The 24,422-nt window shown below is 61.3% G+C and carries 19 protein-coding genes; 16 read left to right on the top strand and 3 right to left on the bottom strand.

Features of this window, described 5'->3' with window-relative positions; genetic code table 11:
* Nucleotides 1-19: 19 nt before the first annotated feature.
* The 11 genes from ATY75_RS11320 (at nucleotide 20) to ATY75_RS11265 (ending at nucleotide 11,900) form a co-directional block, all read left to right on the top strand.
* A complete protein-coding gene (locus ATY75_RS11320) occupies nucleotides 20-1,873 on the top strand; it encodes a M3 family oligoendopeptidase (RefSeq protein WP_064840684.1) in 1,854 nt (617 codons plus the stop codon).
* A 363-nt stretch (nucleotides 1,874-2,236) separates the two neighbouring features.
* Complete coding sequence (locus ATY75_RS11310) at nucleotides 2,237-3,391, top strand: aminodeoxychorismate synthase component I (RefSeq protein ID WP_088937606.1); 1,155 nt, start codon at nucleotides 2,237-2,239, stop codon at nucleotides 3,389-3,391.
* A complete protein-coding gene (locus tag ATY75_RS11305) occupies nucleotides 3,388-4,017 on the top strand; it encodes an aminotransferase class IV family protein (RefSeq protein WP_088937754.1) in 630 nt (209 codons plus the stop codon). The genes ATY75_RS11310 and ATY75_RS11305 overlap by 4 nt, the downstream gene beginning before the upstream one ends.
* Before the next feature lie 2 nt (nucleotides 4,018-4,019).
* A complete protein-coding gene (locus tag ATY75_RS11300) occupies nucleotides 4,020-4,304 on the top strand; it encodes a YciI family protein (RefSeq protein WP_088937605.1) in 285 nt (94 codons plus the stop codon).
* A 186-nt stretch (nucleotides 4,305-4,490) separates the two neighbouring features.
* Complete coding sequence (locus tag ATY75_RS11295; RefSeq protein WP_088937604.1) at nucleotides 4,491-5,942, top strand: homospermidine synthase; 1,452 nt, start codon at nucleotides 4,491-4,493, stop codon at nucleotides 5,940-5,942.
* Between the two features lie 171 nt (nucleotides 5,943-6,113).
* Entirely contained in the window at nucleotides 6,114-6,482 is a 369-nt protein-coding gene (gene omp10, locus ATY75_RS11290) for an outer membrane lipoprotein Omp10 (protein ID WP_088937603.1), read from the top strand.
* A gap of 26 nt (nucleotides 6,483-6,508) precedes the next feature.
* Entirely contained in the window at nucleotides 6,509-6,826 is a 318-nt protein-coding gene (locus ATY75_RS11285; RefSeq protein WP_088937602.1) for a hypothetical protein, read from the top strand.
* 279 nt (nucleotides 6,827-7,105) lie between these two features.
* Nucleotides 7,106-9,094: a bifunctional UDP-sugar hydrolase/5'-nucleotidase gene (locus ATY75_RS11280; protein WP_088937601.1), complete on the top strand. Its 1,989-nt coding sequence runs from the start codon at nucleotides 7,106-7,108 to the stop codon at nucleotides 9,092-9,094.
* Between the two features lie 124 nt (nucleotides 9,095-9,218).
* Nucleotides 9,219-10,253 (top strand): ferrochelatase, encoded by a 1,035-nt coding sequence (gene hemH, locus ATY75_RS11275; RefSeq protein WP_088937600.1) that lies wholly within the window; start codon nucleotides 9,219-9,221, stop codon nucleotides 10,251-10,253.
* Nucleotides 10,254-10,400: 147 nt separating this feature from the next.
* Entirely contained in the window at nucleotides 10,401-11,441 is a 1,041-nt protein-coding gene (locus ATY75_RS11270; protein ID WP_088937599.1) for an SPFH domain-containing protein, read from the top strand.
* 3 nt (nucleotides 11,442-11,444) lie between these two features.
* Nucleotides 11,445-11,900, top strand: a complete 456-nt coding sequence (locus ATY75_RS11265; RefSeq protein ID WP_064840692.1) for an NfeD family protein — start codon at nucleotides 11,445-11,447, stop codon at nucleotides 11,898-11,900.
* Between the two features lie 10 nt (nucleotides 11,901-11,910).
* Here ATY75_RS11265 and ATY75_RS11260 read toward each other — a convergent pair whose 3' ends face one another.
* The gene (locus tag ATY75_RS11260) at nucleotides 11,911-12,906 is read right to left on the bottom strand and encodes a KpsF/GutQ family sugar-phosphate isomerase (RefSeq protein ID WP_088937598.1); all 996 of its coding nucleotides are present in this window, start codon (nucleotides 12,904-12,906) and stop codon (nucleotides 11,911-11,913) included.
* Nucleotides 12,907-13,049: 143 nt separating this feature from the next.
* On the opposite strand from ATY75_RS11260, the gene ATY75_RS11255 reads away from it, so the two are divergent.
* A complete protein-coding gene (locus tag ATY75_RS11255; protein ID WP_088937597.1) occupies nucleotides 13,050-14,588 on the top strand; it encodes an outer membrane beta-barrel protein in 1,539 nt (512 codons plus the stop codon).
* A gap of 185 nt (nucleotides 14,589-14,773) precedes the next feature.
* On the opposite strand, the gene ATY75_RS11250 is transcribed toward ATY75_RS11255, so the two are convergent.
* Nucleotides 14,774-15,625 carry a LysR family transcriptional regulator gene (locus ATY75_RS11250; protein ID WP_064840695.1) on the bottom strand — a complete coding sequence of 284 codons (852 nt, stop codon included), beginning with the start codon at nucleotides 15,623-15,625 and terminating at the stop codon, nucleotides 14,774-14,776.
* Between the two features lie 133 nt (nucleotides 15,626-15,758).
* Between ATY75_RS11250 and ATY75_RS11245 the strand changes: the two genes are divergently transcribed.
* The 3 genes from ATY75_RS11245 to ATY75_RS11235 are packed head-to-tail and all read left to right on the top strand — an operon-like array spanning nucleotide 15,759 to nucleotide 21,929.
* On the top strand, nucleotides 15,759-18,209 hold the full coding sequence (locus tag ATY75_RS11245; protein ID WP_088937596.1) for an FAD-dependent oxidoreductase: 2,451 nt from the start codon (nucleotides 15,759-15,761) through the stop codon (nucleotides 18,207-18,209).
* Nucleotides 18,206-20,659: an FAD-dependent oxidoreductase gene (locus ATY75_RS11240; protein ID WP_088937595.1), complete on the top strand. Its 2,454-nt coding sequence runs from the start codon at nucleotides 18,206-18,208 to the stop codon at nucleotides 20,657-20,659. The genes ATY75_RS11245 and ATY75_RS11240 overlap by 4 nt, the downstream gene beginning before the upstream one ends.
* A 34-nt stretch (nucleotides 20,660-20,693) precedes the next feature.
* Entirely contained in the window at nucleotides 20,694-21,929 is a 1,236-nt protein-coding gene (locus ATY75_RS11235; protein ID WP_088937594.1) for an aromatic ring-hydroxylating dioxygenase subunit alpha, read from the top strand.
* Nucleotides 21,930-22,060: 131 nt separating this feature from the next.
* Here the strand turns inward: ATY75_RS11235 and galU are convergent, their stop codons facing one another.
* On the bottom strand, nucleotides 22,061-22,948 hold the full coding sequence (gene galU, locus ATY75_RS11230; RefSeq protein ID WP_064840699.1) for a UTP--glucose-1-phosphate uridylyltransferase GalU: 888 nt from the start codon (nucleotides 22,946-22,948) through the stop codon (nucleotides 22,061-22,063).
* Nucleotides 22,949-23,153: 205 nt separating this feature from the next.
* Here galU and ATY75_RS11225 point away from each other — a divergent pair, with 205 nt between their 5' ends.
* Entirely contained in the window at nucleotides 23,154-24,377 is a 1,224-nt protein-coding gene (locus ATY75_RS11225) for a lytic murein transglycosylase (protein WP_088937593.1), read from the top strand.
* Nucleotides 24,378-24,422: the final 45 nt, after the last annotated feature.

The following is a 24,422-nucleotide window of genomic DNA, read 5'->3' as shown; positions in this document are numbered from 1 at the left end:
AGTGGAGAGGAATTGCCCCATGAAAATCGAGCTCCCGCACGCCCGCCTTCTTTTGTCGGCAGCAGCGCCAGCCGGGCCCTCCGATCCGGGGCTCGGCGATCTGCCGGTCTGGAGGCTGCAGGATCTTTATCCCTCCGCCACCTCGACCGCCTTCGTCGCCGACATGGAAAAGGCCGGCAAGGCCGCGATCGCCTTTGAAGAAAAATGGAAGGGCAAACTCGCCGAGGCGGCGACGAAAGCCGGCGACGAAGGCATCGGCGCCGCGCTGAAGGAATATGAGGCGCTGGACGATATCATGGGCCGCCTCGGCTCCTTCGCCGGCCTCACCTATTTCTCCGACACCACCGATCCGGCCAACGGCAAGCTCTACGGCGACGTGCAGACCAAAATCACCGAATTCTCCGGCCATCTGCTGTTCTTCGCGCTCGAACTCAACCGCATCGACGACGCGGTGATCGATGCCAGCATGGCCAAAGACCCCGCTGCCGGCCACTATCGCCCCTGGCTGGTCGACCTCCGGAAAGACAAGCCCTACCAACTCGACGACCGGCTGGAACAGCTCTTCCTCGAAAAGTCGATGACCTCGGCAGCCGCCTTCAACCGCCTCTTCGATGAAACCATGGCGGAACTGCGCTATGAAATCGATGGCCAGAAAGTGCCGCTCGAAGTGGCGCTGAACATGCTGCAGGAGAAGGATCCCGAGGTGCGCCGCAAGGCTGCCATGGCACTCGCGGCAACCTTCAAGGCCAATATCCGCATCTTCACGCTGATCACCAATACGCTTGCCAAGGACAAGGATATTGCCGACCGCTGGCGCGGCTTCGAGGACATCGCCGACTCCAGGCATCTCGCAAACCGCGTCGAGCGCGAGGTCGTCGATGCGCTGGCCGCAGCCGTGCGTGAAGCCTATCCCCGGCTTTCGCACCGCTATTACAAGATGAAGGCGAAATGGCTCGGCATGGAGCAGATGAATTTCTGGGACCGCAACGCGCCGCTTCCGGAAACCTCCAGCGCCGTCATCTCCTGGCCCGAGGCGAAGGATACGGTGCTGTCGGCCTACGGCAATTTCGCCCCCGAGATGGCTGATATCGCCCGGCGCTTCTTCGACGAGCAATGGATCGACGCCCCGGTCCGCCCCGGCAAGGCGCCCGGCGCCTTTGCCCATCCGACGGTTCCTTCGGCCCACCCCTATGTGCTCGTCAACTACATGGGCAAACCGCGCGACGTGATGACGCTTGCCCATGAACTCGGCCACGGCGTGCACCAGGTTCTCGCCGGCGCGCAAGGGGCGCTGATGTGCCAGACGCCGCTGACGCTTGCCGAAACGGCGTCGGTCTTCGGCGAGATGCTGACCTTCCGCGCGCTTCTGGAAAAGACCAGCGACAAGCGCGAGCGCAAGGCGATGCTCGCCCAGAAGGTCGAGGACATGATCAACACGGTCGTGCGACAGATCGCCTTCTACGAATTCGAGCGCAAGCTGCACACCGCCCGCAAGGCGGGCGAACTCACAGCCGACGATATCGGCGAACTCTGGCTGTCGGTCCAGTCGGAAAGCCTCGGGCCGGCGATCAGCATTTCGGAAGGATACGAGACCTATTGGGCCTATATCCCCCATTTCATCCACTCGCCCTTCTATGTCTACGCCTATGCCTTCGGCGATTGCCTGGTGAATTCGCTCTATGCCGTCTACCAGAAGGCCGAGAAGGGTTTTCAGGAGAAGTATTTCGAGCTGCTGAAGGCCGGCGGCACCAAGCATCATTCGGAGCTTTTGAAGCCCTTCGGCCTCGACGCCACCGATCCGTCGTTCTGGAGCCAGGGCCTGTCGATGATCGAAGGGCTGATCGACGAATTGGAGGCTTTGGATAGGGCGTAAGGCTCGGCCAGACTTTAGAGCGAATGCCATGGTGGCCAATCATCCGCCAACCGCATTCTGCAACGTCCACGAGGAATCATGGCGGTACCCCCATCTCCCTCATTCCTGTCCTCGGGCTTGACCCGAGGGATGTCACAGGAATCCAGCGCGCCCAAGTCCTTGGGCGCAGGAGACTCCTTGTCTGCCGGAAATGAGTCACTCACGGCGCGGACGCGCCGTGGCCGGATTCCTGTGACATCCCTCGGGTCAAGCCCGAGGACAGGAATGAGTGGAGCGTGGAGCGTGGAGTCTCAGCCTGCCGCTGCATCCCAAAGAACAAAACCGCCGCAGCTCTCGGATAGATAAGCAAGATGCGGCGCAACCATGTCTGACCCCTACATTCTCTTCCGCGACGATACGACCAGCCGGGCGATGCTTTTCACCGAACCGGCCGAGATCATCATTGCGCGAACGCGCACCGAATTCTTCACCGCCCTTATCAGAATGGAAGCGGCCAAGGCCGCAGGCAAATGGCTTGCCGGTTACATGGCCTACGAGGCCGGATATCTCTTCGAAGAAAAACTCGCCTCCTTCGCTGGGGAAAATCGCGAAACTCCTCTTCTCCTTTTCGGCGTCTTCGACGCGCCCCACCCGGACACACACCCGCTTGCCCGGCCGAAACAGCGTCTCGAAAACGAAGAGTTCCTCACCGCCCCGAAAGCCGCCTGGGATTTCCCTATATATAAAGAGCGTTTCGACCGGCTTCACGAGCATCTCAGGCTCGGCGACGCCTATCAGGCGAACCTCACCATGCCGGTCGAGGCCCGCTGGAACGGCGATCCTCGCGCTGCCTTCTGGTCGCTGATCGAACGCCAACCGGTCAAATACGGCGCCCTGATCGATCTCGGCGGTCCGGTCATCCTGTCGCGGTCGCCCGAACTGTTCTTCCGCACCGATGAAGAGGGCTGGATCGAGACCCATCCGATGAAGGGCACGGCGAAACGCGGCGCCAACGCCACGGAGGATGCCGAGATTGTCGCGGCCATGCGCCGCGATATCAAGACGCAGGCGGAAAACCGCATGATCGTCGATTTGCTGCGCAACGATATCTCCCGCATCACCGAGGTCGGCACGCTTGACGTCCCGAAGCTCTTCGACATCGAGACCTATCCGACCGTCCATCAGATGGTCAGCCATGTGCAGGCAAGGCTCATCCCCGGGCTTTCGATCCGCGACATCTTTTCCGCGCTTTTTCCCTGCGGCTCGATCACCGGCGCGCCGAAGATCCGCGCGATGGAAATCCTCCACGCGCTCGAGGATGAGCCCCGCGACGCCTATTGCGGCGCAATCGGCATGGTTTCGCCGAGCGGCGCCATGCGGTTCTCCGTCGCCATCCGCACCATAACGCTGTTTGACGGCGGCCGGGCCGTCTTCAATGTCGGCGGCGGAATCGTCTTCGATTCCACCGCCGAGGCCGAATATGAGGAATGCCTGCTCAAGGCCCGCTTCGCCGTCGGCGATCAATGGATCGCGCGATGAACGATTTTTGGCTGGTCGAGACGCTGCGCTGGCAGCCCGGCGACGGTTTTATCCGCCTGCGGCTGCACCTCGCCCGGCTTTCCCGCTCCGCCCGCCGCCTTGGCTTCCCGCAGCCGATCGATGCCGTGGCAAGGCTTGACGAAGCCGTTTCAGCTGCCGTCGGTCCGCTGCGCGTCCGCCTGACCTTCGACGCTCAAGGCCGCATGGAGGTGACGAGCGCCGCCTTCGTTCCGCTGACCCCCGGCACCACTTGGACCGTCCGCATCTCCGAAACCCGTCTGAACTCCGCAGACAAGCTGCTGCGTCACAAGACCACGCGCCGGGCCGCCTACGAGGCCGCGCGCGCCGAATATCCGTCTGCCGACGCCGATGAAGTCATCCTCCTGAACGAGCATGGCGAAGTCTGCGAGGGCACCATCACCTCGATCTTCCTGGATGACGGCACCGGCATGCTGCGCACCCCGCCCGTCTCCTGCGGCCTGCTCGCCGGCGTGCTGCGCACCGAACTCATTTGCGCGCGCAAGGCCCGCGTCGGCCGCCTCACCCTTGCCGATCTCGATGCCGGCACGCTTTATATCGGCAATTCGCTGCGCGGCCTGATCCGCGCCGACCTTCTGAGGAACTGACCATGTTCATTCTCTCCCTCACCTATCTCAAATCCAACGACGAAGCCGACAAGCACATGGAGCCGCATATGGCCTGGGTGAAGGAGGGTTATGCCAACGGCTGGTTCCTCGCTTCCGGCCGCAAGGTGCCGCGCACCGGCGGCGCGATCCTCGCAATCGGCGACCGCGCCGCAATCGAGACCCATGTCGCCGCCGATCCTTTCACCCTCCACGGCGTCGCCGAATACGACATCACCGAGCTTGCCGTGACGACGACGGTCGAAGGACTGGAAATCCTCAAACGCTGATTTTGCAGGAGGCCGGTCAGATGACTTCGCCGACCTCTCACCCGCCCGATATTTGAGCTTTCCCCCTCAACACTCTTTATTGTGACGCCGATTTGTGGTTAGAGCCGGTCACCTCGCAATTTCTGCGGCAATTTCAAAAGAATTCTTCGGGCTGAACGCCTTCGTCCTCTTCCACAGGAGAAAAGAATGACGGAACAGAACTATCCGGTATATGCCGAAATTACCGGTCCGATCGTGATGATCGGCTTTGGCTCCATCGGTCGCGGCACCCTGCCGCTGATCGAGCGCCACTTCAAATTCGACAAGAGCCGGATGGTCGTCATCGACCCGCGCGAAGAGCCCTCCGACATGGAGATCCTGAAGAAGCACGGCGTTCGCCACATCAAGGAATATGTCACCAAGGACAATTACAAGGAGCTGCTGAAGCCGCTTCTGACGGAAGGCGAAGGCCAGGGTTTCTGCGTCAACCTCTCGGTCGACACCTCCTCGCTCGACCTCATCAAGCTCTGCCGCAAGCATGACGTGCTCTATGTCGACACCGTCGTCGAACCCTGGCTCGGCTTCTATTTCGACAAGGGCATGAGCAATGCCGACCGCACCAACTATGCGCTGCGCGAAACCGTGCGCAAGGAAAAGGCGAAGAACCCAGGCGGCGCCACCGCCGTCTCCACCTGCGGCGCCAATCCGGGCATGGTCTCCTGGTTCGTCAAGCAGGCGCTCGTCAACCTGGCCAACGACACCGGCCTGAAGTTCGACGAACCGGACCAGCACGATCGCGAAGGCTGGGCCAAGCTGATGAAGAAGCTCGGCGTCAAGGGCGTCCACATCGCCGAGCGCGACACCCAGCGCACCAAGCATCCGAAGCCGCTCAACGTCTTCTGGAACACCTGGTCGGTCGAAGGCTTCATCTCCGAGGGCATGCAGCCGGCTGAACTCGGCTGGGGCACGCATGAAGAGTGGATGCCGAAGAACGCTAAGAAGCACAAGAAGGGCAACAAGGCGGCGATCTACCTGGAGCAGCCGGGCGCCAATACCCGCGTGCGCACCTGGTGCCCGACGCCCGGCCCGCAATACGGCTTCCTCGTGACCCACAACGAGTCGATCTCGATCGCCGACTACTTCACGGTTCGCGACAAGGACGGCGAAGTGACCTTCCGCCCGACCTGCCATTATGCCTACCATCCGGCCAACGACGCCGTGCTTTCGCTGCATGAAATGTTCGGCAATGGCGGCACGCCGCAGCCGGTCCACCACGTTCTCGACGAGGACGAGCTGGAGGACGGCATCGACGAACTCGGCGTCCTGCTCTACGGCCATGAGAAGAACGCCTACTGGTACGGCTCGCGCCTGTCGCTCGAAGAAACGCGCCGCATCGCGCCCTACCAGAACGCCACCGGCCTGCAGGTCACTTCAGCCGTTCTCGCCGGCATGGTCTGGGCGCTGGAAAACCCGACTGCCGGCATCGTCGAAGCCGACGAGATCGATTACAAGCGCTGCCTCGAAGTGCAGATGCCCTATCTCGGCCCGGTCGAGGGACACTACACCGACTGGACCCCGCTCGATGGCCGCCCGGGCCTTTTCCCTGAGGATATCGACACCAAGGATTCGTGGCAGTTCAGGAACATTCTCGTTCGCTGAGATCACTCGTGCAAGTTTAAAAATGCCCGCCGCAAGGCGGGCATTTTTGTAACGCCTGCTGTCTAAATGCCGCCCGGCACCCCGCCAAGGCTTGCCTTCGCGACAGGCGCGCGCCATGTTTTGCCCGAACTTGGCGGCTGTCCGCCACACCGAATCGCCGGGAGAAGCCTTATGAAAATCAGAACTGGTCTCGTTCTTGTCGGTGCAACTGCCGCCCTTGCCGCCTGTGTTTCGTCAGGACCGCGCCCCATGCCGGTTGCAGTCGCGCCCGCCGCCACCGGCGTCGAAGGCAACTGGAGCGATCCGAACGGCATCGTTTCCACCTTCCAGGGCGGTAGTTTCACCACCCGCACGACCGACAGCAACCAGCTTCTTGCCTCGGGCACCTATATCAATACCTCGCCGACCCTGGTCGAGATCAACATGACCTCGCTGGTGCGCAAGACCCAGTCCAAGGTCAATTGCGCCCTCGTCAACCCGAGCCAGCTCAACTGCACCTCCGACTCCGGCGCGCAGTTCACACTTTCCCGCCGAGGCTGAAGATAAGGCGATAGGCTAAGCACACCATGCGCGCCCTCGCCGTTTACCTCGTGCTGCTGCTCGCGCTGCCGCTCGCGACGCTTGCCATCCTTTTTCCGGCCAACGTCTATCGTGCCCAGGGCATCGCCGCTCTCGATTGCGACGGACCGGGCCAGGTGCTGATGTTGGCCGTGCCGACAATATTGATCTACGGCGCCGGCGCGCTCTTTGCCTATCGGGCCGGCCAGCGCTTTCACCGCCTCGTTTTTCTTCTTTGTCTGATCGTCGCCCTCGCCACGGTTGTGAATATCGCGGAGGCCGTGCACGAACTCTACCGAAACGCCGTCGACGGCGAATGCCTGTAATAGCCACCCGGCTTTTTTGCCCCGCCCCCTTGGAAAGCGCCCGGCTTGGCCCAGCTTTCTCTTGCGGTCGCCCATCGTCTGATGGAACATCCGCAGGCCGGGAACCGCCCCGGCGGACTAATGCATGTCGCCCGGAAGTGTGCAGCGGTTCCGGGATAACGACATGCATAAAAACAAAGAGCTAAAGCGCGTCACATGAATCAAGTTTGATGCGACGCGCTTTAAGGAAGGGATTGGCGAGGATCAGGGGGATCTCTCGCCTCAATCAGGAGAACAGGGATGACGAAGTCTTTTAGCTTCGGTCTTTTGACCGCGTCCATGCTGGCGCTGAGCGCGGGCGCCGCTTTTGCCGATTACGAACTCAATATTCTTCATATCAACGATTTCCATTCGCGCATCGAATCGATCAACAAGTTCGACTCCACCTGCTCGGCCGAGGAAGAAGGCAAGAAGGAATGCTTCGGCGGTGCTGCCCGCCTGAAGACCGCGATCGACCAGCGCCGTCAGGCGCTATCCGGCAAGAATGTCCTCCTGCTGAATGCCGGCGACAATTTTCAGGGCTCGCTGTTCTACACCACCTATAAGGGCGCTGCGGAAGCCGAATTCCTCAACCTGATGAAGTTCGACGCCATGACCGTCGGCAACCATGAATTCGACGACAGCGAGGACGGGCTTGCGACCTTCCTCGACAAGGTGCAGTTCCCCGTCGTCACCGCCAACGTCAAGGCAGCAGCCGCCTCCAAGCTCGGCGACCGTATCAAGCCCTCGCTGGTGCTCGATGTCGGCGGCCAGAAGATCGGCATCGTCGGCGCGGTCACCAATGATACAGCGGAACTGTCCTCCCCCGGCCCGAACGTCACCATCGCCGATGATGTCCAGGCGATCACCTCGGCCGTTCAGGATCTGAAGGGCCAGGGCGTCAACAAGATCATCGCGCTGACCCATGTCGGCTACCCCCGCGATCTCGCTTTGATCGCCAAGATCCCGGATGTCGACGTCGTTGTCGGCGGCCATTCCCATAGCCTACTTTCCAACACCGACCCCAAAGCCGAAGGCCCCTATCCGACGATGGTCGACAACCCGGGCGGCTATAAGGTGCCGGTCGTCCAGGCCGCCTCCTACAGCAAGTATCTCGGCGATCTCGTCGTCAATTTCGACGATAGCGGCGTCGTCAAGGATGCCAAGGGCGATCCGATCCTGATCGATTCCAGCTTCACGCCCGATCCGGCTGTCGTTGCCCGCATCGCGGAACTCGCCAAACCGATCGAAGAACTGCGCAAGAAGGTCATCGGTTCCTCCGAAGCCCCGATCGATGGCGATCGCAAGGTCTGCCGCGTCAAGGAATGCTCGATGGGCAATCTGGTGGCTGACGCTATGCTCGATCGCACCCAAAATCAGGGCGTCACCATCGCCTTCCAGAACGGCGGCGGCCTGCGCGCATCGATCGACGGCGGTGAGGTTACCCAGGGCGAAGTCATCACCGTCCTGCCCTTCCAGAATACGCTCGCCACTTTCGAGGCCACCGGCGCAGATGTCGTCAAGGCGCTCGAAAACGGCGTCAGCCAGATCGATCAGGGCGCCGGCCGCTTCCCGCAGGTCGCCGGCCTGAAATTCGCCTTCGACCAGTCGAAGCCTGTCGGCAGCCGCGTCAGCAATGTCCAGGTGAAGGAGGGCGACAGCTTCGCTCCGATCGACCAGGCCAAGACTTACAAGGTCGCCACCAACAACTTCATGCGGGCCGGCGGCGACGGCTATTCGATCTTCAAGGACGGCAAGAACGCCTATGACTTTGGTCCGGATCTTGCCGACGTGACCGCCGAATATCTGGCCGCCCACTCGCCCTATAAGCCCTATACAGACGGCCGCGTCACCGAAAACGGCGCAGCTGTGGCGCAGGCGCAGGCGCAGGCGCCGTCTGCCGAACCGGCCGCTCCCGCACCGGCAACGCCGCCAGCCCCTGCACCAACCGCCGAACCCGCCCCCGCCCCTGCAGCACCGGCAGCACCCGCACCAGCCACCGCGCCTGCCCCGGCGGCACCAGCAACACCGGCAACACCCGCCCCCGCTGCGGAAGCCGCGCCGGCAGCCTCCGCACCTGCCGCAACGACGCCGTCCACCCATGTCATCGCCGCGGGCGATACCTTCTGGGATCTGGCCGTGACCTTCTATGGCGACGGCACGCTGTGGCGGAAGCTTTCGGAGGCCAACGGGAAGCCGAACCCGCGCCATCTGACGGTCGGCAAAGAGATCGAGGTTCCCGCCAAGTAAGACGATATGTCCCGATTTCCATGGCCGGCCCGGGCTTTCCCGGGCCGGTTTTTCTTTCTATAGGGTGAACCACGATTTCGGGGCTGCGTATGAGCCGACGAGACAAAAGAGCGTTGGGGCCAGAATGACAGCAGATATTTCACTCCGCCCGGCAGATCATCCGGCCGTCAAGTCAGGCAAGATCGGCGTCCTGCTGGTCAATCTCGGCACGCCCGATGGCACCGACTACACGTCGATGCGCCGCTATCTCCGGGAGTTCCTCACCGATCGCCGCGTCATCGAATGGTCGCCCTGGAAGTGGTATCCGATCCTGTTCGGCATCGTGCTCAATACCCGCCCGCAAAAGGTCGGCAAGGCCTATGAGCTGATCTGGAACAAGCAGAAGAACGAAAGTTACCTCCGCACCTATACGCGCAATCAGTCCGAGCTGATGGCCGAGCGTCTGAAGGATCTGGCGACGGTCAAAGTGGATTGGGCAATGCGCTACGGCACGCCGTCGATCGCCTCGCGCATCGACGCGCTGAAGCAGGAAGGCTGCGACCGTATCGTGCTCTTCCCGCTTTATCCGCAATATGCGGCGGCGACCACCGCCACCGTCAACGACAAGGCGTTCCAGAAGCTGCTTTCGATGCGCTGGCAGCCGGCATTGCGCACCGTGCCCGACTATCACGACGACGAGACCTATATCGAAGCCCTCGCAAAGTCCGTCGAGAAACATCTTGCGACGCTCGACTGGAAGCCGGAAATGCTGCTCGCCTCGTTCCACGGCATTCCGATGTCCTATTTCAAGCAGGGCGATCCCTATTACTGTCAATGCCAGAAGACCGGCCGGCTGCTGCGCGAGCGCCTCGGGCTCACCAAGGAAAACTTCATGGTCACCTTCCAGTCCCGCTTCGGGCCGGAGGAATGGCTGCAGCCCTATACCGACAAGACGGTGGAGAAGCTCGCCCAGGACGGCGTCAAGCGCATCGCCGTCATCAATCCCGGCTTCGTCTCCGACTGTCTGGAAACCCTGGAAGAAATCGCCGAACAGGCGGCCCATTCCTTCCACGAGAATGGCGGCGAGAAGTTCGCGCATATCCCCTGCCTCAACGACGGCGAGGACGGCATGACGGTGTTGGAAAAGGTCGTCCGCCGCGAATTGCAGGGCTGGATCTGAGAGATTCCACGCTGAAAAACCTGCCCTGACTCATCCTCCTTTTCCTTGGAGGTGGGGCATCCGTGGGTCATTTCTTCCTCGCAAAGAACATGCTACCTCACCACATCAGTTGTGAGGCGCGCATGCATGCGCCGATAGGAGGAATTCATGCTGTTCGGCGGCTTCGACATCGTCGTGATCGTACTCGTCATCTTCGTCATCCTGGTGCTTTTTGCCGGGATCAAGACCGTGCCGCAGGGCTATCGCTATACGATCGAGCGCTTCGGCCGCTACACCCGCACGCTGGAGCCCGGCCTCAACCTCATCACCCCCTTCATCGAGCGCGTCGGTGCTCGGTTGAACGTGATGGAGCAGGTGCTGAACGTGCCGACCCAGGAGGTGATCACCAAGGACAATGCCTCGGTTTCGGCCGATGCCGTCGCCTTCTACCAGGTGCTGAACGCCGCCCAGTCCGCCTATCAGGTTGCCAACCTCGAAAACGCCATCCTCAATCTGACCATGACCAATATCCGCTCGGTCATGGGCTCGATGGATCTCGACGAACTGCTCTCCAACCGCGATGCGATCAACGACCGGCTGCTGCGCGTCGTCGACGAAGCCGTGCAGCCCTGGGGCATCAAGGTCACCCGCGTCGAAATCAAGGACATCCAGCCGCCGCGCGACCTCGTCGATGCGATGGCCCGGCAGATGAAGGCCGAGCGCGAGAAGCGTGCCCAGGTGCTGGAAGCCGAAGGTTCACGCAACGCACAGATCCTCAGGGCCGAAGGCGCCAAGCAATCCGCCATTCTCCAGGCCGAAGGCCAGCGCGAGGCGGCCTTCCGCAACGCCGAAGCCCGCGAGCGCCTGGCCGAGGCCGAAGCCAAAGCGACAAAGATGGTCTCCGAAGCAATCGCCGCCGGCGATATCCAGGCGATCAACTATTTCGTCGCGCAAAAATACACCGAGGCGCTCACCTCGATCGGTTCGGCATCCAATTCCAAGATCGTGCTGATGCCGATGGAAGCCTCTTCCATCCTGGGCTCGCTCGGTGGCATCGGCGCCATTGCGCGCGAAGTGTTCGGCGATGCGGGCAACAACCCGGCATCACCGCCGCCCTTGCCGCGTCCTCGCCAGGCACCGGCACGCTCGACGCCGCCGATCAATCCGTCGTCGACCCCCAATCCGTTCAATCCCGATCAGGAGCGCTAAACCATGCTGGCGAAGATCATCGCCGAACTTGGTCCGTGGAGCTGGTGGGTCGCAGGCCTCGTGTTGCTCGCCGCCGAAATGATCGTGCCCGGCTTCTTCCTGGTCTGGATCGGCCTTGCCGCCCTGATCGTCGGCGCGCTGTCGCTCATCTTCTGGGACAGCGCCTTCTGGGTCTGGGAGCTGCAGGCGATCCTTTTTGCGCTGCTCGCCGTCGCCGCAACCTTTGCCGGCCGCCGGCTGACATTGCGCAATTCGACGACCGACGAGCCCTTCCTCAATCAGCGCGGCGCGAGCCTCGTCGGCCGCACGGCGACGCTGCACGAACCGATCCGCGAGGGCCGCGGCCGCATCCGCCTCGACGATACGCTATGGCAGGTGATGGGACCCGACCTGCCGGCGGGAACGCAGGTGAAGGTGGTTTCGAGCAACGGTCGCGATCTCAGAGTCGAACCCGTCTGAACAGCTCTGATCAGGCGACGCCGATCCGCAGCAGATCGTGGAAATGCACCAGCCCGACCGGGCGGCGCTCGTCGTCGATGACGATCAGCGCGCCGATGTGATGCTGGTTGAGCAGCGCCAGCGCGGCGGTCGCCAGCATTGTCGGCTTCACCGTCTTCGGCGTCCGCGTCATGATGTCGTCGACGGCAAGTTCGGCAAGATTGCGGGTCAGGTTGCGCGCCATGTCGCCTTCGGTGACGATGCCGCAGAGCCGCCCATCCTCGTCAAGCACGCCGACGCAGCCGAAATGCTTGCGCGACAGCACTGTGATCGCCTCCGGCATCGCCGTGCCCCTGGCCACGAGCGGCAGCCGCTCGCCGGTATGCATGATATCGGCGACATGCATCAGGCTCGCGCCCAGCTTGCCGCCGGGATGGAAGACGTGGAAATCCGTGGCGGTAAAGCCGCGCGCCTCCAACAGCGCCACGGCCAGCGCGTCGCCGATTGCAAGCTGCATCAGCGTCGAGGTTGTCGGCGCCAGCCCGTTCGGGCATGCCTCCTGCTCGTTCGGCACGAGAAGGACGATATCGGCGGCTGTTGCAAGCGAGGAACGGTCGCTGCAGGTGATCGCGATCAGCGGAATGGAGAAACGTCGCGTAAAGGAAATGATGCTTTTGAGCTCGGCGCTCTCGCCGCCTTTGGAAATCGCCAACACCACGTCGTCGGGCGCGATCATGCCGAGATCACCGTGATTGGCCTCCGCCGCATGCACGAAGAAGGCAGGCGTCCCGGTTGACGCGAACGTCGCCGCAAGCTTGGCGCCGATATGCCCGCTTTTGCCGACGCCGGTGACGATGACGCGGCCGGAGATGTCTCCGATGGTTTCGACGGCGCGTGTGAAGGGGCCGGCCAATCCATTGTCGAAGGCCTGTTCGAGCGCCTCAAGACCGCGTCTTTCGGTCTCTATCGTGCGTTTTGCCGATTTGAGCACGCTGTTTTCAACGAGGTTTATCGCTCTTCTGTTCATGAAGCTGCGTTAGACCTTTTCACTTTCCAAGTCCACCCCGCACTCTTTCCGAAATGTGAACGGCGCCCGCCGTCGGCAACGAATGATTAACCACGAGGCTTTACCTTTGGGTAAGAACCGAAAGCATGTCAGGCGCGAATTGCATGGGCCAACCAAAACAGACGAGCAGTGTGATGCCGCTCCGCGCCATGAGCCGTGCCGTCTGCTTTACTGCGTTCGGCAGCCTGCTTCTCGGCCAGACACCGGCTTTCGCGCAGTCCGCTTCGTTGCAGTCGGCGACCAGTCGCGCAGTATCCTCCGAGAACAATCGCGCTACGACCGGTGCGGCATCCGAAGCCGGTTTCGATGACGGGAGCGACGGTTTGGCCGCGCCGGCGGCAAACAGTGCGGCCACAAACGCAGACGATGCCCAGAGTCCCGCCATACCGGACGCGCAATCCGGCGACGACATTACCGGCTCCATCCTCGACGAGGACATTCGCCGGCTGAACACCCGCGAAGCGCCGATCGACGACACGCTGCCGCGCCGCAAGGCTGCCGAAAGCGCCTCGACGGCGGAAACCCCGGGCATTCCGATCGGCACCTTCGTGCTGCGCCCGAGCGTCACCCAGAGCATCAACACCGAGACCACCAAGGACGGCAATACCAGAGAGCAGCGCTCCTTCCTCGAAACCGATGCGGCCGCGACGCTGACCTCAGACTGGGGCCTACACCAGCTGACAGTAACCTCGGAAGGCGCCTGGCAAAAGAATGTCAGCGGCGAAGGCGAGGAGCAACCTTCCTTCAAGATCAACAGCGATCTCAGGCTGGATCTTCCCGACGATACGGTCGCCCACCTCACCGCCGGTTATAATTTCTATCGGGAAGATACAGACGACCCCGACGCCATTGCCAATGCCGCGCAACAGTCCGACGTGCAGGAATTCACAGCCGGCGCCTCCGTTCAACGCGATTTCGGCATCCTGCGCGGCACGACGGCACTGGCGCTGAGCCGCTCGATCTATTCCGATGCCACGCTTTCGAACGGCACGACCGTGACCTTGAGCGACCGCGACCAGACGACGGGCACGCTGCGCGGCCGCGTCGGCTATGAGCTGTCGCCCGCGCTCATCCCCTTCATCGAAGCCACGGTCGGCCGTACTCTCTATGACGAAACGCGCGACTCCGCCGGTTACGAACGTTCGGGCCACAGCTATGGCGCCAAAGCCGGCGTCGAAGTCGATCTCGGCGAAAAGCTCAAGGGTGAGGTCGGTGTCGGCTACGCGATGGCCGATTTTGAAGACAGCCGTCTGTCTTCGATCGATACCGCGACGCTCGATGCGAGCCTGCTCTGGTCGCCGATCCGCGGCACCGACGTCAATTTCGACCTGCAGACGAGCATCCAGCCCTCGACCACCGCGGGCGAAAGCGGCTACGTCTCGCACGCGCTGACGACGACCGTCACCCATCAGTTGCGCGACAATCTGGTGGGCACGATGATCGGCGGCGTCATATGGCGCGATTATCCCACTGACGGCACCATCAACGACGAGCTCGTCTACACCGCGGCGACTGGGCTGACCTGGAATATCAACCGCTATCTCGATCTGACCAGCACGCTCGGCTACGAGCTGACCACGCGCAAGGACGGCGACGACTCGCAGCAATTCCGCGCCGGCGTCGGCCTGAAGCTCAAACGCTAGAGCATGATGCCGAAAAGTGTGAGCGGTTTTCGGACGACATCATGCTCTAACTCTTTAAGTTAGAACAGGATTCAGATTTAAGGCCGACCCGGCCTTAAATCATCATGTTCTAGCGCAGCGGTACCTGCCCCAGACCACACGCAAAAGCGTCATCCGAAATTGCTCCGAAGTGATCTGTCACCGGCTCAGGCTGATGCTATCAGATCCTGCAGGATGCCGATGATGCGGCGGTGCTGATGGGCGTGACGTGTGCGGATGCTGGTTGCGGCATAGACCGTCTGTTGAATGGGTGGAGCGTCCTCTATCGGGAAAGCGACACCCTCCTCGGCAAGTCGCGCGGCGCTGCTTTTCATGACGTAGGCGGCGCCTCCCAGCGTCGTCAGCAAACCCGTGATGGCGGTGTTCTGCCCCGACGCCAGCGGTGCTGCCGACAGATGCGGCAAAGCCAGTCTGTGGGCACGGTCGAAGGCCGGTGAATAAATGGCCTGGATATAGGTTTCGGGTCGAAGTGCGCCGACGGTGCAGGCGACGGTGCTGACCAGATGATATGTCATTTCCCCGATTCTCTCATAGTGAAGGTCGGGCAGGTAGTGCGGAGTATAGAGAACGGCCAGATCGAGATCTCCAGCTGCGAGGTCTCGGTTCATCTGGATCGAGTAGTCCGCTTCCACGTAGATCGATGTCGCAGGCAGCTCGGCGCGGACCGCGGAAAGCCAGCGCCCGGCAAAGATTTCGGCAAGGTCGTGCTGGATGCCAAGCCGCATGGATCGCTCATAGGCGCCCGCATTCTCGACTGCTCGGGTTGCCTCATGCCACTGGTATTGCAGAGCTTTCGCATGATCGAGGAAACGCAGGCCCGACGCTGTCGGCGCGGTGCCACCCTTGTTGCGCGTGAAGAGCTTTCGGTTGAATTGCGCCTCCAGCGCCTTAACGCGATGGGAAACGGTTGATTGCGTAATGTTCAACCGTTCGGCCGTGCGATTGAAGCTGCGGGTTTCCATCAGGTCGAGAAAAGTCTCGATAAGATCAATCTGCATGTTCTTTCTTGGCTCACTGCGCGAGGGCAACCTTGCATTTTTCTAATCGAATTCTTCGATCAATAAAGCAAGTTTCCTCCGCTTGATGCTGCTGGCGTTCGTTGCCACACTTCCCTTCGAACGAGGAGCAGCCATGTCGAATTTGCCGTCTCAAGCGCGTGTTGTGATCATCGGGGGAGGCGCTGTCGGCGTCTCCGCACTCTATCATCTGGCCATGGCGGGCTGGACCGACGCGGTGCTTCTGGAAAAAAACGAATTGACTGCCGGATCGACTTGGCATGCGGCCGGCAATGTGCCGACGTTTTCTTCCTCCTGGTCGATCATGAACATGCAGCGCTATTCGGCCTCGCTCTATCGCGAGCTGGGCGCTCAGGTCGGCTATCCGATGAACTACCACGTGACCGGCTCGATCCGGCTCGGCCACTCGAACGAGCGGCTGCAGGAATTCAAGCGTGTGGTCGGCATGGGACGCTACCAGGGCATGGACCTCGACATCCTATCGCCCGAGCAGATCAAGTCGAAATACCCTTTTGTCGAGACCCATGACCTCATCGGCGCGCTCCACGATCCGCATGACGGCGACATCGATCCGGCGCAGCTGACCCAGGCCTTGGCAAAGGGCGCGCGCGATCTGGGGGCGAGGATCTTCCGCTTCTGTCCCGCAACCGGCGCGCGCCGGGAAAACGACGAATGGGTCGTTTCCACCCCGGAGGGTGACATCCGCTGCGAATATGTCGTCAATGCCGCCGGCTATTACGCCCGCGAAGTCGGCAAATGGTTCGGCCGCGAGGTGCCGATGATGGTGATGAGCCATCAGTACATGCTGTTCGAAGAAATTCCTGAGCTTGCGGCCTGGTCGAAGGAGGTAGGCCACAAGCTGCCGCTGCTGCGAGACGTCGATAGCTCCTATTATCTGCGGCAGGAAAAGACCGGAATGAACCTCGGTCCCTATGAGCGCAATTGTAAGGCGCATTGGCTGACGCCCGACGATCCGATGCCGGAGGATTTCTCCTTCCAGCTTTTCCCCGACGATCTCGAGCGGCTCGAATGGTATCTCAATGACGCAGTCGAGCGCGTGCCGATCCTCGGCACCGCCGGTCTGTCACGCATGATCAACGGGCCTATTCCCTATACACCGGATGGCAATCCGCTGATCGGGCCGATGCCGGGCGTGCCGAATGCGTTTGAGGCCTGCGTCTTCACTTTCGGTATCTGCCAGGCGGGCGGCGCCGGTAAGGTGCTGGCCGAATGGGTGACCGAAGGGCAGACCGAATGGGACATGTGGTCCTGCGACCCACGTCGCTACACGCGCTTTGCTTCCGACCAGGATTACTGCGTCGCCAAGGGCATGGAAGTTTACGGCCACGAATATGCGATGCATTTCCCGAAACACGCCTGGCCTGCCGGTCGCAACAGGAAACTCTCGCCGATCCATGATCGGATCGCGGCGCTTGGTGCGCAATTCAAGCCCTATAATGGCTGGGAACGCGCCAACTGGTATGCCAAATCAGGCGATGACACCTCAGAACAATCAACGCAGACCTGGAATCGGGCGGGGCCGTGGCAGAAACGGATCGAGGAGGAATGCCTGGCAGTGCGTGATGCTGCGGGCATTCTCGATCTGCCGGGCTTTTCCCGCTACCGCCTGCAGGGTGAGGGCGCCCGCGACTGGCTGCTCGACCTGATCACTGGCAAGGTGCCGAAACCCGGCCGCATCGGGCTTGCCTATTTTGCCGACGACAAAGGCCGTATCGTCACCGAAATGTCGGTGATGGCGCTGGAAGAGAACCTTCTCTTCTTGACCACCGCAGCGACGGCGCAGTGGCACGATTTCGCATGGTTGCAGAAGCATCTGCCGAACGACGCGCGATTCACCCTCGACGATGTGACGGACAGTTTGGCCTGCCAGATCCTGTCAGGGCCGAAATCGCGTGCCATCCTCGCAGAAATCACGGATGCCGATCTTTCCAAGCCGTGGCTGACACACCAGTCCTGCCGGATAGCAGGCCGCCGGCTGCAGCTGGTGCGCGTTTCCTTCGTCGGCGAGCTCGGCTGGGAGCTTCACACGAAGGTGGACGACACGACCACGGTCTTCGACGCGGTCTGGGCTGCAGGCGAGAAGCATGGCCTGAAGCCATTCGGCATGGAAGCACTCGACAGCCTGCGCATCGAGAAGGGCTACCGCGCCTGGAAGGGCGACCTTTCGACCGATTACACCGTGCTGCAGGGCGGGCTGGAGCGTTTCGTCGACTGGGCAAAACCCGATTTCAAAGGCAAGGCGGCGCTCGAGCACGAGAAGCAGCAGGGTGTGACGAAGCGCTTCGTCACATTGGCCGTCGATGCCGGCGAATGTGACGCCCCCTATATGTCGACGCTCTGGCGCGACGGTCAGGTGGTCGGAGAGACAACGTCGGGCAACTGGGGCTACCGCGTCGGCAAATCCGTGGCGCTCGGCATGCTGCGGTCGGATCTGGCGCTGCCTGGCACGGAGCTGGAGGTTGAAATTTTCGGCGACCGGTTCAAGGCCGTCGTCCAGCCCGACCGGCCGTTGTGGGATCCCGAAAACGAGAGGCTGCGAGCATGACGAAACCCATCCCCCAAAAGGCACGCGCGGTGATCATCGGCGGCGGGGTGTCAGGCTGTTCCATCGCCTACCATCTGGCGAAGCTTGGCTGGACCGATGTCGTATTGCTCGAACGCAAACAGCTCACCTCAGGCACCACATGGCACGCGGCGGGCCTCATCGGTCAGCTCCGCGCCTCGCAAAACATGACGCGCCTCGCCAAATATTCGGCCGACCTCTACGCCAGGCTGGAGGCCGAAACCGGCATCGCCACCGGCATGCGCCAAAATGGCTCGATCACCGTAGCCCTGACCGAAGAGCGTAAGGAAGAGATCTACCGTCAAGCCTCGTTGGCCCGGGCGTTCAAAATCGACGTTCGCGAGATTTCGCCGGAAGAGGCGAAGGCGCTTTACCCGCATCTCAACATCGGTGACATCAAGGCAGCGGTTCACCTGCCGCTCGACGGACAATGCGACCCGACAAACATCGCCATGGCGCTCGCCAAGGGAGCTCGGCAGCACGGTGCGAACATCATCGAAGGCGTAAAGGTCATCGAGGTGCTCGCGAGGGATGGTCGAGTCGTCGGCGTCGTCTGCGAGCAGGCCGGCGAGCGTTTCAGCATCGAGACGGAAAACGTCGTCAACGCCGCCGGCATGTGGGGCAGAGATCTCGCTCGGCAATCCGGCGTCGCATTGCCGCTGCATGCCTGCGAGCATTTCTACATCGTCACCGAGCCGGTTGGGGGGCTGAAGTCTCTGCCTGTGCTGCGTGTGCCGGACGAGTGCGCCTATTACAAGGAAGATGCCGGCAAGATGCTCATCGGCGCCTTCGAGCCGGTCGCCAAGCCCTGGCCGCCGGCGGGCGAGGCGATCCGCGAGGACTTTTGCTTTGACCAATTGCCGGAGGATTTCGACCACTTCCAGCCGATCCTCGAAATGGCGATCAACCGGATGCCGATGCTGGAAACTGCCGGCATCCACACCTTCTTCAACGGCCCGGAGAGTTTTACGCCCGACGATCGATACTATTTAGGCGAGGCGCCGGAACTGAAAGGGTATTGGGTGGCGGCCGGATACAATTCGATCGGCATCGTATCTTCTGGCGGCGCCGGTATGGCGCTTGCTCAATGGATGAACGACGGCGAACCGCCCTTCGATCTCTGGGAGGTAGACATCCGCCGCGCCCAGCCCTTCCAGAAGAACCGGCTCTACCTGAAGGAGCGTGTCACGGAGACGCTCGGCCTGCTTTACGCGGACCATTTCCCTTATCGGCAGATGGCGACTGCGCGCGGTATACGCCGCTCGCCGATCCATGAGCACCTTGCGGCGCGTGGCGCCGTGTTCGGCGAAGTGGCTGGCTGGGAGCGCGCAAACTGGTTTGCCACGGACGGGCAAGAGCGAGAATACAAGTATAGCTGGCGGCGACAGAACTGGTTTGAAAACCAACGCGAGGAACATCTGGCAATCAGGACCGGCGTCGGTCTCTTCGACATGACCTCCTTTGGCAAAATCCGGGTCGAAGGGCGCGACGCCTGTCGCTTCCTGCAACGGCTCTGCGCGAACCAGATAGACGTGCCCGCCGGCCGTATCGTCTACACGCAGATGCTGAACCGTCGTGGCGGCATCGAAAGTGACCTCACCGCAACCCGGCTGACCGAAACCGCCTTCCTGATCATTGTTCCAGGTGCAACACTGCAGCGGGATCTTGCCTGGTTGCGCAGGCACGTGGCCGATGAAAATGTCGTGCTTACCGATATGACGGCCGCCGAAAGCGTGCTCTGCGTGATGGGTCCGAAGTCGCGTCATCTGATGCAGCAGATCAGCCCTGACGATTTCTCCAACGACGCTCATCCCTTCGGCACTGCGCGGGAAATCGAGATCGGCATGGGACTGGCTCGCGCTCACCGCGTTACCTATGTCGGCGAACTCGGCTGGGAGCTTTATATCTCCACCGACCAGGCCGCCCACGTTTTTGAGGCGCTGGAACTGGCAGGCCTGGACCTCGGTCTGAAGCTTTGCGGCATCCACACGCTCGATAGCTGCCGCATCGAGAAGGGGTTCCGCCATTTTGGCCATGACATTACCGATGAGGATCATGTGCTGGATGCGGGTCTTGGCTTCGCCGTCAAGACGGGCAAAGGCGAGTTCATCGGCCGCGATGCCGTCTTGCGCAAGCAGGAAACGGGCCTTGATCGCCGGCTGGTGCAATTCAAGCTCACAGATCCTGAACCGTTGCTCTTTCACAACGAGGCAATCATCCGCGACGGAGAGATCGTCGGCACGATAACCTCCGGTAATTACGGCCATTTCCTCGGCGGTGCGATCGGGCTGGGTTACGTGCCCTGTGAGGGTGAGAGCGTGGCGAAAGTGCTTGGCTCATTTTACGAGATCGAGATTGCAGGAACGAGGGTGAGAGCCGAGCCATCCCTTGCGCCGATGTATGATCCGAATGCCGCGAGGGTCCGGATGTGATGACGGACCTATCGGTATTTCCGGAGACATTCCCATGCTAGCACATGAAACCCAAACACCGGCTGCGCCATCGGTCGACCGCATCGATCAGCTCATTGCGGCTCATAAGCCGGGCCACGGTCTTGCCCGGCCATTCTACATGGATCCGGACATTTATGAGCGTGATCTGGAGCGCGTGTTCCGCCGCCATTGGCATTGCCTCGCGCATGAGAGCGTTGTTCCGAAGCCGAATGACTTCGAAGTGTTTCGCATGGCCTCGGAGCAGGTGATCGTCACGCGACATGCCGATGGAACAATTCATGCGCTGCTCAATGTCTGCCGCCATCGCGGCGCCGAGGTCTGCACCCGGGATAAGGGCAATACCCGTATCTTCGTCTGTCCCTACCATGCCTGGACCTATGGCAATGATGGAAGCCTGAAGGCAGCAAGGCTGATGCCAAAAGATTTCAAGCGGGAGGATTACGGACTGAAGACGCTGCATGTCCGTGTGGTCGAAGGCTTGATCTTCATTTCCTTCGCAGACGACCCGCTCGATTTCTCCGAGGTCGAAAATCTGCTCCATGCGACCTGCGGCCAATATGGCTGGCGGCAGGCTAAGGTGGCGCATCGGCAGACCTATCCTGTCGACGCCAACTGGAAGCTGGCGGTGGAAAATTATGTGGAATGCTACCATTGCGGCCCGGCGCACCCCGAATATTCGCAGACTCATGCGCTGGAACAGCCGCTGCACATGATCGAGGCGCTGAACGCCGCGATGGAGGAACGCACATGCGCCCTCGGCATCGCGGTCGGTTCCGGCGATCACTGGCAGACATCCGCGACGGGCAGAGAAGCCATCCACGCGTTCCGCTATGCGCTTTATGACGGTGTTAAGACCGGCAGCCAGGACGGCTCGCCGCTCAGCATGCTGATGGGCCGATTTACGGAATTTGATGGCGGCGTCACCTCAGTCCATCTCGGCGGCACCTCATTTCTCGTCTGCTATCCCGACCACGGCATGATCTATCGCTTTATTCCGAAGGGCCCGACAGCTTGCGAGATGGAACTGATCTGGCTCGTCAACAGTGAAGCCGAGGAGGGCAGAGACTATGATCTCGCCAAGCTCGTGTGGCTCTGGACGGTGACGACCGACGAGGACAAGGCCATCATCGAGCATACTTCGCGCGGCGTTCTCTCGCATTATTTTTTGCCGGGACCGATCGCGCCGATGGAGCAGAACGAGCTGCGCTATATCGATTGGTATCTGGACGAGATCAGCCGGCCGAACTGATCGAGTGCTAATGCATGTCGCCCGGAAGTGTGCAGCGGTTCCGGGATAACGGCATGCATAAAACAACAAGCTAAAGCGCCGCGCATCTGGGAGGATGCGCGGCGCTTGTCATTGAAAGCTGTGCGGAAAACTTACCGCAGGCCGGCCAGCAATTCCTTGAAACCGCCTTCGACGGTCGGGCGGATATCGGCGCGTTCGAGGGCATAGGCGACATTTGCCAGGATGAAGCCATCCTTGGCGCCGCAGTCGTAGGTCGTGCCGCGGAAGTGATACCCGGCAAAATCCTGTTCCTTCAGCAGCTTCAGCATGCCGTCGGTGAGCTGGATCTCGTTGCCGGCGCCGCGCTCCTGGGTTTCGAGGATCTTGAAAATCTCCGGCTGCAGGATGTAGCGGCCGTTGATGAAGAAGTTGGAAGGCGCCGTTCCCTTGGCGGGCTTTTCCACCATGCCGGTGATTCGGAAGCCCTCGCCGATCGCCTCGCCGACGCCGACGATGCCGTATTTATGCGCCTGATCGGGCGCGCATTCCTCGACGGCGATGATATTGCCGCCGCTTTGGCCGTAAAGGTCGATCATGCCCTTCATGCAGCCCTTGTCGCCCTTCATGATCATATCGGGCAGCAGCAGAGCGAAGGGCTCGTCACCGACGATCTCGCGGGCGCACCAGACCGCGTGGCCGAGGCCGAGCGGCTCCTGCTGGCGGGTGAAGCTCACCGTGCCGGCCTTCGGCAATTGCTGGGCGAGAAGGGTAATCTCAGCCTTCTTGGCGCGCTCCTTGAGCGTCTGCTCCAGCTCGAAATGGATGTCGAAATAATCTTCGATGACGTGCTTGTTGCGTCCGGTGACGAAAACCAGATGTTCGATCCCGGCCTCGATCGCCTCGTCGACGACATATTGAATGATCGGCTTGTCGACGACGGTCAACATTTCTTTCGGAACAGCCTTGGTTGCAGGGAGGAATCGCGTTCCCAACCCGGCAACCGGAAATACTGCTTTACGAACTTTGTTGTGTTGAGCCACACCCGGCCTCCTGCTTCGATTCATATCGCTTTGGAAATGGAGCTTTTTAGCTTTAACTAGTATAGAATTGCTACTGTTTTGCAAATGGTGACCGCAGCGGATCGCCATGGTAAAGAATTTGTTGACTCCGTTCCTGTAGTCTCGGGTCTGGGCGGACATGATGCGCCGCTGCGCCAGAAACTGAAGATGACGGATAAGACTGTCGATGACCCAGAATCACAAATACTCCCTTCGTGGTCTTGCTCTCGCCCTCATTGTCGCCGCCCATGTGGGACTGGTCCCCGACAACGCGAAAGCCGATTCCCGGTTCCAGAAATGGATCGCGGATTTTTACCAAACAGCCGCTCAGAGTGGCATCAGTAAGGCAACCTATCAAAAGGCCTTTTCTGGGGTGAGCGAGCCCGATCCGACCGTGCTCGAAAAGGCGGCCTACCAGCCTGAATTCACTTCGAAGATCTGGGACTACGTCGATTCCCGCGTCAATCCGTATACGGTCAAGATCGGCCGTGAGATGGCCGCAAAGCACGCCAGAACGCTCGCTGCGATCGAACAGCGATTCGGCGTCGACAAGACCATACTGCTCGCCATCTGGTCGATGGAATCGAACTACGGTGCGATCCTCGACAAGGACGACCGGCTGCACTACGTGCCGCGCGCGCTGGCAACCCTTGCCTATGCCGATCCGAGCCGCGCCAAATTCGCCAAGAAGCAGCTGGTCGCCGCGCTGAAGATCCTGCAGAACGGCGACGTGCCGGCCCGCGAGATGACCGGCTCCTGGGCGGGCGCCATGGGCCACACCCAGTTCATTCCGACAAGCTACCTGCTTTACGCCGTCGATGCCGACGGCAATGGCCATCGCGACATCTGGAACTCCGTGCCCGATGCGCTGGCGACCTCGGCCAATCTGCTGATGAAGAACGGCTGGGATACCGGCAAGACCTGGGGCTACGAGGCTGTCGTTCCCGCCGCAGCCGCCAAGCAGGTGGGCAAGACCCATACGCTCGCCCAATGGGCAGCGCTCGGCCTGACCCGTCCGAACGGCAAGGCCTTCCGCGAAGGCGCCACCAAGGCCATGTTGAAAATGCCGGCCGGACCGAACGGCCCGGGCTTCCTGATGACCGCCAACTTTTTCACCATCAAGAACTACAATGCCTCGGACAGCTACGCGCTTGCCGTCGGCCTGCTGGCCGACCAGATCGCCGGCTATGGCGGCATGCAGCAGCGCTGGCCGCGCCCGGACGGCGCCCTCGACATCACCGAAAAATTCGAGCTGCAGACCCGTCTGAAGACACTCGGCTATTACAATGGCGAGGTCGACGGCAATTTCGGCTCCGGGTCGAAGGCGGCGATTTCAGCCGTGCAGCAGCGCATCGGCATGCAACCGGATGGCGAACCATCATTGCCGCTTCTGAACGCCCTTCGTCGCTAGAAGCGGCGGAATCGTGACCTAGATAACAGCGGGAGTGGACGCTGG

Source organism: Rhizobium sp. N122, from assembly GCF_002211295.1.
In the GTDB taxonomy this organism is placed as follows: domain Bacteria; phylum Pseudomonadota; class Alphaproteobacteria; order Rhizobiales; family Rhizobiaceae; genus Rhizobium.
Note: the sequence above shows the minus strand (reverse complement) of the source record. Positions and strands in the feature narration are given on the sequence as shown.

What these genes read in the sequence shown, in the direction of transcription:
- ATY75_RS11235 (WP_088937594.1), top strand. Translation starts at nt 20,694, where the DNA reads ATGCTAGCACATGAAACCCAAACACCGGCTGCGCCATCGGTCGACCGC.
- ATY75_RS11225 (WP_088937593.1), top strand. Translation starts at nt 23,154, where the DNA reads ATGACCCAGAATCACAAATACTCCCTTCGTGGTCTTGCTCTCGCCCTC.
- hemH (WP_088937600.1), top strand. Translation starts at nt 9,219, where the DNA reads ATGACAGCAGATATTTCACTCCGCCCGGCAGATCATCCGGCCGTCAAG.
- ATY75_RS11295 (WP_088937604.1), top strand. Translation starts at nt 4,491, where the DNA reads ATGACGGAACAGAACTATCCGGTATATGCCGAAATTACCGGTCCGATC.
- ATY75_RS11265 (WP_064840692.1), top strand. Translation starts at nt 11,445, where the DNA reads ATGCTGGCGAAGATCATCGCCGAACTTGGTCCGTGGAGCTGGTGGGTC.
- ATY75_RS11300 (WP_088937605.1), top strand. Translation starts at nt 4,020, where the DNA reads ATGTTCATTCTCTCCCTCACCTATCTCAAATCCAACGACGAAGCCGAC.
- ATY75_RS11320 (WP_064840684.1), top strand. Translation starts at nt 20, where the DNA reads ATGAAAATCGAGCTCCCGCACGCCCGCCTTCTTTTGTCGGCAGCAGCG.
- ATY75_RS11255 (WP_088937597.1), top strand. Translation starts at nt 13,050, where the DNA reads ATGGGCCAACCAAAACAGACGAGCAGTGTGATGCCGCTCCGCGCCATG.
- ATY75_RS11240 (WP_088937595.1), top strand. Translation starts at nt 18,206, where the DNA reads ATGACGAAACCCATCCCCCAAAAGGCACGCGCGGTGATCATCGGCGGC.
- omp10 (WP_088937603.1), top strand. Translation starts at nt 6,114, where the DNA reads ATGAAAATCAGAACTGGTCTCGTTCTTGTCGGTGCAACTGCCGCCCTT.
- ATY75_RS11270 (WP_088937599.1), top strand. Translation starts at nt 10,401, where the DNA reads ATGCTGTTCGGCGGCTTCGACATCGTCGTGATCGTACTCGTCATCTTC.
- ATY75_RS11285 (WP_088937602.1), top strand. Translation starts at nt 6,509, where the DNA reads ATGCGCGCCCTCGCCGTTTACCTCGTGCTGCTGCTCGCGCTGCCGCTC.
- ATY75_RS11280 (WP_088937601.1), top strand. Translation starts at nt 7,106, where the DNA reads ATGACGAAGTCTTTTAGCTTCGGTCTTTTGACCGCGTCCATGCTGGCG.
- ATY75_RS11260 (WP_088937598.1), bottom strand. Translation starts at nt 12,906, where the DNA reads ATGAACAGAAGAGCGATAAACCTCGTTGAAAACAGCGTGCTCAAATCG.
- ATY75_RS11310 (WP_088937606.1), top strand. Translation starts at nt 2,237, where the DNA reads ATGTCTGACCCCTACATTCTCTTCCGCGACGATACGACCAGCCGGGCG.
- ATY75_RS11250 (WP_064840695.1), bottom strand. Translation starts at nt 15,625, where the DNA reads ATGCAGATTGATCTTATCGAGACTTTTCTCGACCTGATGGAAACCCGC.
- ATY75_RS11245 (WP_088937596.1), top strand. Translation starts at nt 15,759, where the DNA reads ATGTCGAATTTGCCGTCTCAAGCGCGTGTTGTGATCATCGGGGGAGGC.
- ATY75_RS11305 (WP_088937754.1), top strand. Translation starts at nt 3,388, where the DNA reads ATGAACGATTTTTGGCTGGTCGAGACGCTGCGCTGGCAGCCCGGCGAC.